Origin of the sequence: Streptomyces luteireticuli (genome assembly GCF_041519305.1) — a bacterium.
Classification (GTDB): Bacteria; Actinomycetota; Actinomycetes; order Streptomycetales; family Streptomycetaceae; genus Streptomyces; species Streptomyces luteireticuli.
This window is the reverse complement of the sequence record NZ_CP167927.1, coordinates 433,823-449,028: the sequence shown is the minus strand read 5'-3', so window position 1 is coordinate 449,028 and position 15,206 is coordinate 433,823. Positions and strand designations below refer to the sequence as shown.

The 15,206-nt window shown below is 74.6% G+C and carries 12 protein-coding genes; 11 read left to right on the top strand and 1 reads right to left on the bottom strand.

Translation table 11 applies throughout. The annotated features are described in order from the left end of the window. The first annotated feature begins 45 nt into the window (after positions 1 to 45). Genes AB8735_RS02015 through AB8735_RS01990 form a run of 6 tightly spaced genes read left to right on the top strand, consistent with a single transcriptional unit; the run spans position 46 to position 7,050 of the window. Complete coding sequence (locus tag AB8735_RS02015; RefSeq protein WP_344026537.1) at positions 46 to 423, top strand: oxidoreductase; 378 nt, start codon at positions 46 to 48, stop codon at positions 421 to 423. After that, positions 420 to 2,441 (top strand): proton-conducting transporter membrane subunit, encoded by a 2,022-nt coding sequence (locus tag AB8735_RS02010; protein WP_372404751.1) that lies wholly within the window; start codon positions 420 to 422, stop codon positions 2,439 to 2,441. The genes AB8735_RS02015 and AB8735_RS02010 overlap by 4 nt, the downstream gene beginning before the upstream one ends. Then, the gene (locus AB8735_RS02005) at positions 2,438 to 3,391 is read left to right on the top strand and encodes a respiratory chain complex I subunit 1 family protein (protein ID WP_372404750.1); all 954 of its coding nucleotides are present in this window, start codon (positions 2,438 to 2,440) and stop codon (positions 3,389 to 3,391) included. Before AB8735_RS02010 ends, AB8735_RS02005 begins: the two co-directional genes overlap by 4 nt. Positions 3,392 to 3,398: 7 nt before the next feature. Further along, positions 3,399 to 4,058 carry a hypothetical protein gene (locus AB8735_RS02000; protein WP_344026531.1) on the top strand — a complete coding sequence of 220 codons (660 nt, stop codon included), beginning with the start codon at positions 3,399 to 3,401 and terminating at the stop codon, positions 4,056 to 4,058. Then, on the top strand, positions 4,058 to 5,560 hold the full coding sequence (locus tag AB8735_RS01995) for a proton-conducting transporter membrane subunit (RefSeq protein WP_372404749.1): 1,503 nt from the start codon (positions 4,058 to 4,060) through the stop codon (positions 5,558 to 5,560). Before AB8735_RS02000 ends, AB8735_RS01995 begins: the two co-directional genes overlap by 1 nt. 2 nt (positions 5,561 to 5,562) lie before the next feature. Further along, a complete protein-coding gene (locus AB8735_RS01990) occupies positions 5,563 to 7,050 on the top strand; it encodes an NADH-quinone oxidoreductase subunit C (protein WP_372404748.1) in 1,488 nt (495 codons plus the stop codon). A gap of 78 nt (positions 7,051 to 7,128) precedes the next feature. Here the strand turns inward: AB8735_RS01990 and AB8735_RS01985 are convergent, their stop codons facing one another. Continuing rightward, on the bottom strand, positions 7,129 to 7,923 hold the full coding sequence (locus AB8735_RS01985) for a hypothetical protein (protein ID WP_372404747.1): 795 nt from the start codon (positions 7,921 to 7,923) through the stop codon (positions 7,129 to 7,131). A 296-nt stretch (positions 7,924 to 8,219) separates the two neighbouring features. Here AB8735_RS01985 and AB8735_RS01980 point away from each other — a divergent pair, with 296 nt between their 5' ends. The 5 genes from AB8735_RS01980 (at position 8,220) to AB8735_RS01960 (ending at position 15,204) form a co-directional block, all read left to right on the top strand. Further along, positions 8,220 to 8,414 carry a hypothetical protein gene (locus AB8735_RS01980; protein WP_372404745.1) on the top strand — a complete coding sequence of 65 codons (195 nt, stop codon included), beginning with the start codon at positions 8,220 to 8,222 and terminating at the stop codon, positions 8,412 to 8,414. Between the two features lie 294 nt (positions 8,415 to 8,708). Beyond that, the gene (locus AB8735_RS01975; RefSeq protein WP_372404743.1) at positions 8,709 to 9,548 is read left to right on the top strand and encodes a hypothetical protein; all 840 of its coding nucleotides are present in this window, start codon (positions 8,709 to 8,711) and stop codon (positions 9,546 to 9,548) included. Further along, entirely contained in the window at positions 9,545 to 11,686 is a 2,142-nt protein-coding gene (locus AB8735_RS01970; RefSeq protein ID WP_372404741.1) for a bifunctional serine/threonine-protein kinase/ABC transporter substrate-binding protein, read from the top strand. The genes AB8735_RS01975 and AB8735_RS01970 overlap by 4 nt, the downstream gene beginning before the upstream one ends. Continuing rightward, entirely contained in the window at positions 11,683 to 13,830 is a 2,148-nt protein-coding gene (locus AB8735_RS01965; RefSeq protein WP_372404740.1) for a bifunctional serine/threonine-protein kinase/ABC transporter substrate-binding protein, read from the top strand. The genes AB8735_RS01970 and AB8735_RS01965 overlap by 4 nt, the downstream gene beginning before the upstream one ends. A gap of 93 nt (positions 13,831 to 13,923) precedes the next feature. Then, a complete protein-coding gene (locus AB8735_RS01960; RefSeq protein WP_372404739.1) occupies positions 13,924 to 15,204 on the top strand; it encodes a cytochrome P450 in 1,281 nt (426 codons plus the stop codon). Positions 15,205 to 15,206: the final 2 nt, after the last annotated feature.

Below are 15,206 nucleotides of genomic sequence, written 5' to 3'. Positions count from 1 at the left end.
CCCACCGGGCAAATTCCCCCGGAGCTAAGGGAGTTGCGAGGGTCGATGCAGGTCAGATGCGTGGACGCCGGCTCGTGCAACGGGTGCGAGATCGAGATCGGCAACGCGTTCGGGCCGGTCTACGACGCGGAGCGGTACGGAGCCCGCCTGGTGGCGTCGCCGCGGCACGCGGACGCCGCGCTGGTGACCGGCCCGGTCACCCGCAACATGGCCACGGCGCTGCGGCGCACGGTGGAAGCGATGTCCGAGCCCCGGCTGGTCGTCGCGGTGGGCGACTGCGCGATGAACTGCGGTGAGTTCGCCGGGGGTTACGGAGTGGAGGGCGCGGTCGCCGACGTCGTCCCCGTGGACATCGAGGTCCGGGGGTGTCCGCCGAGGCCGGAGGCCGTCGTGGCGGCGCTGCGCACCGTGACCGGCCGGTGAACGGCATCGGGCCCGCCCTGGCCGCCGGTGCGGGACTGGCGGGTGCGGGCGCGGCGGCCGGTGTGTCGCTGCCGCCCCGGGCCCGGGTCGTGGTGGCCGGGGTGTGCACGGCCGGGGTCGGGGCGGGCGGCGTGGTGGCCGGTGCCGCCGCGCTGCGGGGTGCGCGCTGGTCGGCGTCGTTCCCCGGACTGCTGCCGCTCGCGGGCGTCCATCTCGCCGTGGACGCGCTGTCGGGACTGTTCATGGCGGTCACGGGCGTCGTGGCCGTCGCGGTCGCCGTCTACGGGATCGGGTACGCCGGCCACGGCGGCGAGGCCCGCTGGGTACAGGCCGCGTGGCCCGTCTTCGCGGGCACCCTGGTCCTCGTCCCGGCGGCCGCGGGCGTCTCGACGTTCCTGCTGCTGTGGGAGGCGATGGCGCTGACCTCGCTGCTGCTGGTGGTGGCCGAGCACCGCCGGCGGGCCGAGGTGCGGCGGGCCGGGCTCTGGTACGCCGTGATGACGCACCTGGGCCTGGTGTCGCTGCTGGCCGCCTTCGCGCTGTTCGCGGCCGGGGCGGGCGGCGAGACGTTCGCCGCCCTGCGCGCGGGGGCGGCGGGGATGTCACCGGCCGCGCGGGGAACGGTCTTCGTCCTGGCACTGGTGGCCTTCGCGTCGAAGGCCGGCATGGTGCCGCTGCACGCCTGGCTGCCGCGCGCGCATCCCGAAGCCCCCAGCCAGGTCTCGGCGTTGATGAGCGCGGCCATGGTCAACCTGGGCGTGTACGGGATCGTGCGCGTCGGGTTCGGTCTGCTGGGCGGCGGCCCGCGCTGGTGGTGGCTGCTCGCGCTGGCGATGGGCGCGCTGTCGGCGGTGTACGGGATCCTGCAGGCGGCCATGGCCAAGGATCTCAAGCGGCTGCTGGCCTACTCCACGAGCGAGAACCTCGGGCTCGTACTGATCGGGGTGGGTGCGGCGGGACTGTTCGCCGCGGCAGGCGGCCGGGCGCCCGCCGCGCTCGCGCTGACAGCGGCGCTCCTGCACGTGGTCAACCACGCGATGTTCAAGGCGCTGCTGTTCTGCGGGGCCGGTTCGGTCCTGAAAGCCACCGGGGAACGCAACCTGGACCTGCTGGGCGGTCTGCGGGCGCGGATGCCGGTGACGGCCGGGCTGTTCGCCGTGGCCGCACTGGGTGCGGTGGCACTCCCGCCGGGCAACGGCTTCGTCAGCGAGTGGACGCTGTTGCAGGCGCTGATCCACGGCCTCGCCGTGCCGGGGGTGACCACGGCGGTGGTGCTGCCGGTGGCCGTCGCCGCCGTCGCGTTGTCGGCGGGGCTGGCCGCCGCCGTGTTCGTCAAGGCGCTAGGAGTCGGCTTCTTCGCGCAGCCGCGCAGCGAGGGGGCGGCAGGAGCGCGGGAGAGCCCGCCGACGATGCTGGCGGGCATGGGGCTGCTCGCCATTGCCTGCGCGGCTCTCGCCCTGGTCCCCGGGGCGCTGGCGGCAGGACTGTCGCGGGCAACTGCCGCGGCCGGCCCGGCCGGTGGCGAGGCGCTCGACAGCGGAGTGCTGCGGCTGCGTCTGGCAGGCTTTCCCGCGATGTTCTCGCCGTTGTGGATGGCGGTGGCGCTGGCCGTCGGCGTCCTGGCGGTCACCGGCCTGGCACGGTCGGCCGGCCGCCGCCGGCGACGCGGGCAGGTGAGGCTGTGGGACTGCGGTGGCGGCGCCCCGACGCCGCGCATGGCCTACACGGCGACGTCGTTCGCGGAGCCGCTGCAACGGGTCTTCGACGACGTCCTCGCCCCGGAACGGGACGTCGACGTCACCCATGCGCAGGAGTCGGCCTACCTGGTGGAGAAGGTGCGTTACCAGAGCCGGGTGCCGGACCGGATCGAACACCGGCTGTACCGGCCGGTGCTGGCGGCCCTGTCCGGTGCGGGCACGAGCGCCCGGCGGCTGGCGGGCGGCAGTCTGCGGCTGTACCTAGGCTACGGCTTCTTCGGCCTGGTCGTCCTCCTGGTGATCCTGGCGGGGGTCCGGTGAACGGCGCGGGAACGGCCGCGATGGCCGGCCAGGTCGTCCTCGTGACCGGCGGGGCACCGCTGCTGACCGGGCTGATGCGGCAGACCAGGGCCGTCCTGGAAGGCCGCGCCGGGGCGGGGATCGCCCAGCCGTGGCGGGACGTGCGCAAGCTGCTGCGCAAACAGCCCGTCTCCCCGGCCGGTACCGGGCCCGCCTTCCGCGCCGGGCCCCTGCTGCCGGCCGTCACCGCCGCGGTCATCGCGGCCCTGGTGCCGATGGCATCGACCGTGACCCCGGTCAGCGGGAGCGCCGACCTGATCGTGGTGGTGGCGCTGCTCGCCCTGGGCACGGTCGCCCTGGCGCTCGCCGGGCTGGACACGGGCACGGCGTTCGGCGGCATGGGAGCGTCGCGGGAGATGACGGTCGCCGCGCTGGTCGAACCGACGATCCTGCTGGCGGCCCTCGCGCTGTCGGTGCCGTCGGGTTCCACCAATCTGGCGCACATCGTCGGCGACCGCATCCATGACCCCGTCCGCCTCGCCTCGCCCTCCGGCCTGCTGGCGATCGTGGCACTGGCCGTGGTGACACTGGCCGAGACCGGGCGGCTGCCGGTGGACAACCCCTCCACCCACCTCGAACTGACCATGATCCACGAGGCGATGGTCCTGGAGTACGCCGGACCCGACCTGGCCCTGGTCGAACTCGGCGCCCAGATGCGGCTCGCCGTCCTCCTCGGCCTGCTCGCCTCCCTGGCCGCACCGTGGGGGATCGCCACCACCACCGCGCCGGGCGCGGTTGTCATCGGACTCGTCCTGTTCGCCGTCAAGGTGGTGGTGCTGGGGACGGGACTGGCGGTGGCGGAGGTCTTCTGGGCCAAGGTGCGTCTGTTCCGGGTGCCCGAACTCCTCGCCGGGTCCTTCCTGTTGGCACTGCTCTCGGTGACCGCCTCGTACTTCCTGACCGGAGAGTGAGCCGACGGTGAGCGAAAGCGTCTACACCCAGCTCCTCGACCTCGCCTGCGGTGCCTTCCTGCTGGCCTCGGTGCTGGTGCTGTGGTATCGCCGACTGTCCGCGATCGTCAAGGTCCTCGCCCTGCAGGGCATCGCGCTGGCCGCCATGGGCGTGCTGCTCGGGGCGCACGAGGGCCGTGGGGACCTGGCCGGCGTCGCCGTCGGAGTCGGGGTGCTGCGGGCCGGGGTGCTGCCGTATCTGATGCGGCGGGCCCTGGTGCGCAGCGGGCAGACCCGCGAGACCCAGCCCCTGGTCAACGTGGCCGCGTCGTTGCTGGCCGCGGCGGTGCTGACGCTGCTCGCGTACGCGGCGGCCCGCCCGTTGGCCGAGCTGGCGCCCTCGCCCGCGACCCGCGCACTGCCGGTGGGACTGGCCGTCGTCCTGATCGGCTTCTTCATCCTGGTCACCCGGCGGAGGGCACTGGCCCAGATGGTCGGTTTCCTCAGCCTGGACAACGGGATCACGGCGACCGCGTTCCTCGCCACCTCGGGCGTGCCCCTGATCGTGGAACTCGGTGTCTCCTTCGACCTGTTGCTCGCCGTTCTGGTCCTGTACCTGCTCACCACCCGGATGCGGGCCGCCTTCGGCGGAACGGACATCGACGACCTGCGGGAGCTCCACGACTGATGCCGACCTCTCCGAGCGCAGCCACCACCGATGTGCTGCTCATGCTTCCCGTGGCCGTGCCACTGGCGACCGCAGCCGCCTACCTGTGGCCGTCCCGGCGCCCGGTCACCGGCTGGGCGGGCCTGGTCCCGCCGGCCGTGATCCTGGCCACCGGTGCCGCCCTGGCCGCGGTCCGCCACGGGCCCGTCACCGCCCACGGCCGTCTGCTGCGGGCCGACGCGCTGACCGTGTGGATGCTCCTGGTCGTCGGAGCCGTCGCCGCGTCGGCGTGCGCCGCCGGTCCCGCGTACCTCGCGGGCGAACGCCGGGCGGGCCGGGCCGACGAGCGGGACGTCCGCCGCTACTGCGTCCTGGTGCACCTCTTCCTCGCGGCGATGTCCGCGGCCGTGCTCGCCGGGAACCTCGGTGTGCTGTGGGTCGCCATCGAGGCCACCACCGTCATGACCGCGTTCCTCGTCGGCCACCGCAACACCCGCACCTCTGTCGAGGCCGCCTGGAAATACGTGGTGATCTGCTCGGTGGGCATCGCGCTCGCCTTCCTCGGCACCGTGCTGATCTACTACGCGGCCCGCCGCGCGGGAATTCCCGAGTCGGCGGCGCTGGACTGGCCCACCCTGGCCGCGCACGCCCACGGGCTCGACCCGGCCGTCACCCGCCTCGGCATCGGCCTGATCGTGCTCGGCTTCGGCGCCAAGGCGGGCCTGGTGCCGCTGCACGCCTGGCTGCCGGACGCACACAGCCAAGCCCCCGCGCCCGTCTCGGCGTTGATGTCCGGAGTGCTGCTCTCGGTCGCCTTCACCGCGATCCTGCGCTACAAGGTCATCGCCGACGCGGCCCTGGGCACCGGCTATCTCCGTCTCCTGCTCGCCGTCATCGCGCTGGCGACCCTGGCCCCCGCGACCGGACTCCTGCTGGGCCAGCGCGACTACAAACGCATGCTCGCCTATTCGAGCATGGAGCACATGAGCCTGATCGCCCTGGGCAGCGCCGTCGGCACCCCGCTCGCCGCCGCCGCGGTCCTGCTGCACATCGCCGGACACGGCCTGGCCAAGTCCGTGGCGTTCTGCTCGGCCGGGCACATCCTCCAGCTGTGCCGCACCAGCGCCATCGGGCGCGTCCGCGGGCTGCTGGCCCGGTCACCGGTGCCCGGCGCGGCCTTCGGGCTGGCGGTGCTCGCCCTGCTGGGGATGCCGCCGTTCAGCCTGTTCGCCTCCGAACTCGCCATGGTCCGCGCCGGGTTCACCGCCGGCATGGGATGGCCCGTCGCTCTGGCCCTGCTCCTGGTCCTCGCCGCGTTCGCGGCGCTGGCGCTGCGCACCGCACGGATGCTGCTCGGACCGCCGCCGCCGGCTCCCGGGGCCCCGGCCGGGGCGACGCGGACCGGAGCGGTCGCGGCGGCCCCGCTCGTGGCCGGGCTGCTGGCCTGCGCCCTCCTCGGCACCACCACGGGCCCGTTGACCGGGCTGCTGCACGATGCCGCCGTGCTCACCGGAGGGCGGTGACCATGGACCCTCGCACCACCGAGGCGACCGGACCGGACCGCCTGGTGACCCGCGTCGGCGAGCTGCTGGCCCGCGGTCACCGGCTCGCCCTGGTCGCCGCCCACCACGACGAGACGGCCCTGCGGGTGGTCTATCTGTTTGTCTCCGGCCCGCCGGACACCCGCACCGAACTCCATGTGCGTCTGGACCCGGACGCCCCCGAAGTGCCCACCGTGGCCCATCTCTCCTTCCCCGCCGGCCGGTTCGAACGGGAAATGCGCGACCTGCACGGTGTCGTACCGCTCGGCCATCCGCTGCCCCGGCGCCTGGTGCGCCACTACCACTGGCCGCGCGGCTGGTACCCCATGCGCCCCGACGCCGGCCCCCCTCCGTCGTTCTGCGAGCCGGAAGGCCCCTACCCCTTCCACGAGGTCGAGGGCGACAGCGTGTACGAGATCCCCGTCGGCCCGGTCCACGCCGGACTGATCGAACCCGGCCACTTCCGGTTCTCGGTCGTCGGCGAGACCATCATCAAACTCAAGGCCCGCCTGTGGTTCGTCCACAAGGGAATCGAAAAGCTCTTCCAGGGCCGCACCGTCGAGCGCGGTCTTCCCCTGGCCGAACGCATCAGCGGCGACACCGCCGTCGGCCACGCTCTCGCCTACTGCCTCGCCGTCGAGGAGGCCACCGCGACCGTCGTGCCCGAACAGGCCCAACGAGCGCGGGCGTTGCTGCTGGAAATGGAACGGCTCTACAACCACATCACCGACATCGGCGCGCTCTGCAACGACGTGGGCCACGGCATCCTCAACGCCCACGCCCTGCGCGTCCGCGAGCAACTCCTGCGCTGCAACGACCGGATCACCGGACACCGCCTGCTGCGCGGCGGCGTCCTCCCCGGCGGCGCGGCACTGCGGGCCCTGCCCGACCCACGGCGGATGAGAGCGATCGCCGCCGACATCCACGAGATCGTCGACCTCGCCCTCGGCCACAGCACCGTACGCGACCGCTTCACCACCACGGCCCGGCTCGCCCCCACCGCCGCGCGGGACCTCGGCTGCCTCGGATACGTGGCCCGGGCCAGCGGCCTGGACATCGACGCCCGGCTGTCCCATCCCTTCCTCGACCTGGGCGGTGCGCTGTCGGTGCCGACCCGTCTCACCGGTGACGTGCTGGCCCGCTTCCTCGTCCGCGCGGAGGAGATCGACGCCTCCCTCGCCCTCGTCGACCACCTCACCGACGGCCTGCGGCCGGGCACCGTCCGGGTCCCCCTGGGCCCCGGCGGCGGCCCCGGCCCGCGCTCGGGGGCGGGAATCGTCGAGGGCTGGCGCGGCACCATCACCACCCGCGTCGAACTCGCCCCCGATCAGACCCTCGCCCGGGTCAAACCCGTCGACCCGTCCTTCTTCAACTGGCCCGCCCTGCCCGTCGCCCTGGCGGACACGATCGTTCCGGACTTCCCCCTGACCAACAAGAGCTTCAACCTCTCCTACGCGGGCAACGACCTGTGAACGCCGGCCGGTGCCCCGAGCACAGCGGGTGAGTCGTCACCGTTCGCCGCGGATGCCGGGGGACCGCCCGATCGATGCCTATCCTGCGGACTGCCGCTGCCACGGGCCCCAACCGCCGCCCGGTTCCGACTGGTAGACCTCCCACAAGCGCACCCTGTTCCACTCCTGCGCCACCACATGGAGCCGGCCGTCGGGGAGTTGCTCCACGGCGGTCGGCCGGCCCAGGTTCACACCTGGTTCCGGGACCTGGCCCATGGACCGGACCGGACCCCAGCCCGCGTCCGCATCCTCCTGGTGCCGTACCTGCATCGCGCTGCCGAACCGCGACCCGTCGGCGAAGGCGTCGATGCTGCCGTCCCGTTCCTTGAACAGCGCGACGTCGCCGTGGTAGGGCATGGGGGCGAGCCCGAAATCGTCCGGCGCGCTCCAGCCGTCTCCGGAGTCGTTCTCCACGGTGTGGCAGAACGAGCCGTACGTGGAGAACAGCAGCTCCAGGTCGCCCGCCGAGTTCTCGACAGCCGTGATGGCGTAGCTCTTCGGCCCCACGGTCGCCGCGCCGACCCGCTCCCACGGCCCGTATGCTCCGCCCGGCCCGTCCTGTTCCCGATGCCACACGAACGGCAGGCCCCGGGTCGCCGTCCTGTCGTAGAAGAGCTGGAACTGGGCCGTTCGCCCGTCCGCGCGGCCCATGGAGATCAGACTGTCGGGCACGGGGCCGCTCGCCAGGCCCTTGGCACCGGTGTCCGTGAGGCAGTCGGAGGCGGCGGTCGGTACGGTGGCGACAGGTACGGCGGCGACAGGTGCGGCGGAGGCCGCCCCGGGAGCCATGGCGACCCCGGCACAGGCGAGCGCCAGCGCAACCGCACCATGCACAACAGCCCCGGCTCTCCTGCCTCTCCACACTCTTCGCCGTAATTCCATGAATTCCCGCCCTTCTTGATGATCCCATCCGGCAGTGCAGCATCTTCGTGGCGCGTGGAGACCGCTGCCAGCCCCCGATTCCGGCCAACATCACGCAACCCGCGCGCCTGCGGAAGTTCCGTCGGGCAGGGGACGGCGGGCCGTCAGGCGGCCGGTGCCCGCCGCGGGCGAGGTGCGGCGGGTGCGAGCGCGAGATAGGTGAGGACCGCGCCGATGGCCGACAGAGCGGCGAGCACGAGGCCGAGGGTGTGGATGGCGCCGCCGGGCTGCCACCGGCGTACATCGACGTCGGCCGGCTGGACATCTTCCGCGACGAGGACCTCACCTACGCCCTGCGGCTGAGCCGCGCGGGCGTCCCGCACGCGTTCGAGGGCATCGCCTTCGACACGGACGTGGCCAGGCGGGTCATGGCCGACCGGGTCCGTGTGCTCGCCTCGCTGTGACGCCGGCACGGAGGTGACTTTGCACTCTCCCGGTACGGGAAACCCTTCCTTCTCCGGGAGCGCTTCGCCTAGGGTGAGCGCCGCCGACGCCACAAGGCCGGTTCGGCATCTTCTGCACTGCCCCGCGGGGTCCGGCGTGGCGTCGACAGTGCCGTCGGGAGCCCGGCCCGGCTGCCGCGCGCCCCGTCGCGTCCTCGCCCCTTGAGTACCTTGAGTATCGGACGAGTTGATCGATGCAGCTTCCCCCCCCGCCCCCGTGGGACGGGCCGGGAAGCCGTCGCGGAACGGAGAGTTGTGACGAACACAGGGGCGCGCAGGCGCAGAAGACGGTTATCCGCGGAGCTGGCCGTCTGCGGCGCCCTGCTCGCGGGCTGTTCGGGCGCAAGCGACGGGAACGCAGGCGGCGGGAACGCGAGTGACGGGAACGGGAGGAGCCGGCCCGAGCGGACGGGCGCCTCCGCCTCCGCGACCGCGGACGCGGCCGGTACCCGCTTCGCGGCCGACCCGGCGCGCCTTCCCGGGAACCGGTCCGCCGCCCTCGAACTCCTGCGCGCCGTCGTCGTGGGCCCCGAAGGCTACGGGCCCGGCTATGAGAAGCGCACCCCGTACGAGAGCGACCCGGCCGACCGCCCGGTCCTGGGCACGGACTGCGTCTGGAGGCAGGAGGCGCTGCCCGGGGACGTCCTGGGGAGCCTCACCCGCTACAGCAGGCTCCCCGCCGCCGACGGCAGGGGAGAGGTCCGCACCGCCGCGACCGTCACCGTCCACCGCACCGCGGCCCAGGCCGACTGGGAGATCGCCGACACGCTGGAGCAGGCTCTGCGCTGTCCCGACCAGCAACTCCGCGCGACCGAACGGATATCGGGCCTGAACTCGGTAGGCTCCGGCTACGGCAGCAACGGCAACACCTCGGCCGACGACTACCTCACCGAGATCGGCACCTACGCCGACCCCGCCCTCGGCGTGAAAGCCACCCACTACGTCTGGAGCCAGGCCCGGCTCGGCCCGGTCACCCTCGCCGTCGCCGTCCAGGGCGGCGCCGGCTACGGGTTGAACGACCTGCTGGTCATCCCCGCACGGGCGATCGCCACGATGGAGACGAAGGTGCGCACCAGGCTGGGGGCCCGGAGGTGACCGGCCACTCCCTGCGTCCCACGGACCCCTCCTTCGTCGGCGGCCACCGCATCCTCGCCCGGCTCGGCGAGGGCGGCATGGGCGTCGTCTATCTCGGCCGTACGGAGGCGGGATCGCTCGCCGCGGTGAAGGTGATCCGGGCCGAGTACGCCCACGACGACGCGTTCCGTACGCGCTTCCGCCGCGAGGCGCGCGCCGCGGGGCGGGTGGACAGCCCCTGGGTGGTCAAGGTGACCGGCGCCGACCCGGAGGCCGAACGGCCCTGGCTGGCCACGGCCTTCGAGCCCGGGCCCTCGCTCGCCGACGCCGTCGCGCAGCACGGACCGCTGCCCCCGCGGGCCGTGCGGGTGCTCGGCAAGATGCTGGCCCGCGCCCTCGCGGCCGTCCACGGGGCGGGGCTGGTCCACCGGGACGTCAAGCCCGGCAATATCCTGCTCGCCGCCCAGGGGCCCCGTCTCATCGACTTCGGCATCGCCCGTTCCCCCGACGACACCGCGCTCACCTCCGCCGACCTCGTCGTCGGCACCCCCGGCTTCCTCTCCCCGGAGCAGGCCGCGGCCCGCGGCGACGGGATCGGTCCGGCGAGCGACGTGTTCTCGCTGGGCTGCGTGCTGGCGTACGCGGCGACCGGGCGGCCGCCCTTCGGCGGCGGCCCGGTCGCCGGCCTGCTCTACCGCACCGTCCACGACGAGCCCGAACTCGACGGCGTGGAGGAGGAACTGGCCGTCGTCCTGTTGCGGTGCCTCGCCAAGGACCCGGCCGCCCGGCCGACCCCGGCCGGGCTCGACGCGGCCCTCGTCGAGGACGTCCCGTCCGGCACCGCCGACTGGCTGCCCGACGCCGTCGTCCGCATGATCGCCCGGCGGTCGGCCGACATGCTGGCCCTGCCGGAGATCGAGGCCACCGTCGCCGACCCGCCTCTCCCGCCCGCGCCCTCCCGGCGCCGTTTCCTCACCGTCGCGTCGGCCGGCGCCGCCGTCCTCGCCGCGGGTGGCGGCGCGGTGGCCTGGACGGCGCTGCGCGGCAGCGGCAGCGGCGGTACGGGGAAGAAGCAGGCCGCGCCCGGCTGGGCGATCGGTGTCCAGGCCGACCTCAGCGGCCCCGGGAAGGCGGCCGGACAGGCCCAGGAGCAGGGGGCACGACTCGCCGTCGAGCAGTTCAACGCCCGCCGCGACAAGCCGTTCACGCTGCAGTTGAAGACCTCCGACGACGGCGGGGACGGCGGCCGCGCCACCGCGGCGGCCCAGCGCCTCGTCGACGACGCGGACGTCCTGGCCGTCGTCGGCTCCAGCACCGACGCCACCACCCAGGCGGCACTGCCGGTCTACGACGCCGCCCTGCTGCCCGTGATCAGCATGTCCGCCGGGCAGAACCTGTTCCGGAACATCCGCTCCTTCGTCCGGGGCCGCCCCCTGCACAACGCGGTCGCCACGAAACTCGCCTTCCACCTGGAGGCCACCAGTGCTGCCGCCCCCGTCGGCCTCCTGCTGGACCGCAGCGGCGGCGACCTGTCCTGGATGTCCATCCAGATGATCAACGTCATCGTCGGGAAGTACGGTGCCGCGACCCATCCCCGCGTCGTCCCGGCCGGGACGGCGGAACTCGCCCCCGTCCTCCAGGAGATGCGCTCCGCCGGCATCAAGGCCTTCGTCTACGCGGGCCCGCTCGACGGGGCCGTCCGGGCGGCCAGGGGGCTGGCCGGCTTCGACGGGCCGAAGTACGCGGCCGAGCCCGCCCTCGACGCCCGGTTCGCCGCCGAGCCGTCCGCCGCGGGCTGGTCGGTCGTGGCCGGTGCGATCGGGCCCGACGCGCCCTCCGTGCGCTCCTTCGCCCGGGCCTTCCGCACGCGGTACGGCCATGCCCCCGGCTTCTGGGCGGCGGAGGGCTACGACGCCGCGGGCCTGCTGATCCGGCAGCTCACCTCGGCCGGGGGCGGGCGCCCGGCACGCGAGGCGCTCGTCGCCCCCCTGAAGGCGGCCAAGTACCGGGGGATCACCCGGGACTTCGCCTTCGACTCCCGGACGGTGGGAACCCCGATGCTCGCGACCCCCGCCAGCTTCGTCCACCAGGTGCGCGGCGGCGCCTTCCGGTATCTGGGCCCGGCCCCGGACAAGGCGCCGCGGCCGAGGGGGAGATGACGGTGCGTCCGCTCGTCGCGGGCGATCCCGAAACCATCGGCGGCCACCGGCTGCTCGCCCGGATCGGAGCGGGCGGCATGGGCGTGGTCTATCTCGCCCGTTCCGAGGGCGGCGCCCTCGCCGCCCTCAAGGTCATCCGTGCCGAGCACGCGGCCGACCCCGGCTTCCGGGCCCGGTTCTGCAGGGAGGCCCGCGCCGCCGCCCGGGTCTGTGGCCGGTGGACCGTGCCCGTCACTGCCGCCGACCCGGACGCGGCCGAGCCCTGGATCGCCACGGCCTTCGTCCCCGGTCCCTCGCTCGCCGAGGCCGTCGCCGCGTACGGGCCGCTGCCCCCGGCGAGCGTCCGCGCGCTCGGCGCCCGGCTCGCCGAGGCACTGGCGGCCGTCCACGCCGCCGGGCTCGTCCACCGCGACATCAAACCCGGCAACGTCCTGCTCGCCCTCGACGGCCCCCGCCTCATCGACTTCGGCATCGCCCGGGTCGGCGGCGCCACCGCCCTCACCGCGACCGACGTCGTCATCGGCACCCCCGGCTACCTCTCGCCCGAACAGGCCCGCGCGCGCGACGAGGAGCCCGGCCCGCCCAGCGACGTCTTCTCCCTGGGCTGCCTGCTGGCCTACGCGGCGAGCGGCCGGCCGCCGTTCGGCGGCGGAGGGGCGGTCGCCGCGCTCTTCCGGACCGTCCACGAGGAGCCCGACCTCGACGGCGTCCCCGACGCCGCGCTCCGCGCCCTGACCGCCCGCTGCCTCGCCAAGGATCCGGCCGACCGCCCCACCGTCCCCGAACTCCGCGCCGGACTCGGCGACTTCGCGGACGACGACTGGCTGCCGGCGGGCCTGCCCGCGATGATCGCCGAACGCGCGGCCCAGGTCCTGGACCTGCCCGATCCCGAACGGACCGCCGTGGCACCGGTGGCGGACGCTCCGCCCGCGCCGAGCCGCCGCCGCTTCCTGCTGCTGGGCGCCTCGGGGGCGGGTCTCCTGGCCGCGGGCGGCGCCGCCGCATGGCTCGCCGCCGGCAGACACCCCCCGTCGCCCGCCGCCGACTCCCGTCCCTCCCGCGCCATCGCCGTGCACGCCGATCTGACCGGCCCCGGAAAACCCCTCGGCGTCGCGGTCCAGCAGGGCGTCCGGCTCGCGGTGGAACAGCACAACGCGCTCACGGACCGGCACTTCGACCTCGTCCTGCGGACCCATGACGACCGGGGGGACACGGCCCGGGCCAGGGAAACGGCCCGGCGGCTCGTCGCCGACCACCAGGTCTGCGCCGTCATCGGACCGACGTCCGACGCCACCGCCCTCGCGGCGCGGGACACCTACAACGCGGCATCGCTGCCGATGCTGACGGCGTGGGCCGGCTCCGACGACCTGTACGGCACCGTGTCGACCACCGCCCCTGCCGTGTTCCAGATCAGGCCCCCCGACTCCGTGCTCGCCGCCCCTCTCGTCCACTACCTCACCGGCGTCCGCCCCGTCGTCCGCACCGCCCTCGTCGACGACCGCGCCACCCCCGGCCACAGCTGGCTGATCGCCAAGTCGCTGACGGACGCCCTGTCCTCCGGCGGCACGGTCACCACGCACACCGTGGCCGCCGCCACCGACGACTTCGGCCCCACCGCCACGGCCGCCCTCGCGGCGCACGCCCAGGCCGTCGTCTACTGCGGCAACTCCCCCCGGCGCGCCGCCTCCTGCGCGCGGGCGCTGCGGACGGCCGGGGTGACCGGCACCTTCGCGGCGACCGAACCGGTCCTCGACCCCGCGTTCCTGCGGGGCGCGGGCGCGGCGGCCGAGGGAGCGGTCTTCTCCACGACGTTCGTGGACCCGGCGCGAGTGGAGCCGGCCGCCGGCTTCGTACGGTCCTATCGGCAGCGCTACGGCGCCCGGCACGTCGAGCGGGGAGCCGCCGAGGCCTACGACGCACTCGGCCTCGCCGCCCGAACCCTGACCGCCATGGGAACGGGCGCGGTGGACCGGGGCACCTTCACCCACCGCCTGCGCGCCCTCCCGTACCGGGGCGTCACCCGCACCCTCGCCTTCCGGACGGACACCGGTGCGGTGGAGATGAGCCCCGGACTGTTCCTGTGGCGGGTGGAGAAGGGGACGCCGGTGTACCTCGGGCAGTTCCGGAACGTCGGGGACCGGTGACCGCCCGGCTTGTAGGAACCCCACAGCCCAGCACTCCAGGCCCTGACTGTTGTCCCAGGACCGCGGCCCCCGATGATCGGTGAGGATGTGCGAGTGGCCGAACTCCTGAACCCGGCGGACCCCGCCTTCGCGCGCGACCCCCACCCGTACTACGCACGGCTGCGCGCCCGGGGGCCCGCCGCGCGGGTGGAGCTCGCCAACGGCACGCACGCCTGGCTCGTCACCGGCTACCGGCAGGCCCGGGAGGTCCTCGCCGACCCGCGCTTCTCCAACGTCCCGCCGCAGCGGGCCGGGCGGCCCAGGCCCGACTCCCCGGCCGAACGCGCCCGGGCCTGCCTCGCCCGGCACATGCTCAACTCCGACGCCCCCGACCACACCCGGCTCCGGCGCCTGGTCACGGCCGCGTTCACCCCCCGCCGCGTGGACGCCCTGCGCCCGCGCATCGAGCGCCTGGCGGCCGGGCTGGTCGCGGACCTGGCCGCCGCGCTGGAGCGGGACGGCACCGCCGACCTCGTCGACGCCTTCGCCTTCCCCCTGCCCGTCCTCGTCATCGGCGAAGTGCTGGGCGTACCGGAGGCCGACCGGGCCGAGCTGCGCGAGTGGACCTACCGGGTCGGCTCGCCCGCCGACGCGCTCGCGCCCGGCGCGGTGGACGAGGCGTGGTCCGCTCTCCACTCCTACTTCACCGGCCTCATCGCCGACAAACGGCGCGCCCCCGGCGACGACCTCTTCAGCGCCCTGGTGCACGACACCGACGGGGGCGGCCTCGACGACGCCGAACTGCTCGCGATGGCCTTCCTGTTGCTGTTCGCCGGCTACGAGACCACCATGAACCTCCTCGCCTCCGCCTCGCTCCTGCTCCTCACCCACCCCGACGAGCGCGCCGCGGCCCTGCGCGACGGACCCGGGCGCTGGGCCGCCGTCGTCGAGGAGACGCTCCGGCACGCCAGCCCGCTGGAGGGCACCACCTGGCGGCGCACGACCGAGCCGGTGGACCTCGGCGGGGGAGCGGCACTGCCCGCCGGCGCCTCGGTCCTCGTCGTCCTCGCGGCTGCCGGCCGCGACCCCGAGCACTTCCCCGACCCCGACGCCTTCCGCCCGGCCCGCCACCTCCCCGGGAATGAACGCCCGGCCCCGCACGTCGCGTTCGGCCACGGCCCGCACTTCTGCCCCGGTGCCCGCCTGGCCCGCCTTGAGGCGACGATCGCCCTGCCCCTGCTCTTCCGGACTCTCCCGGACCTGTCCCTCGCCGCCGACCCCGGCCAACTGCCCTACCGTCCGGGCCTGCTGGTGCGCGGACCGCGCCGGGTGCCCGTCAGGACGGACCGCCGGACCGACGGCTTCCGCGCTCCCGGGAACCCGCCGACGGGGTGACC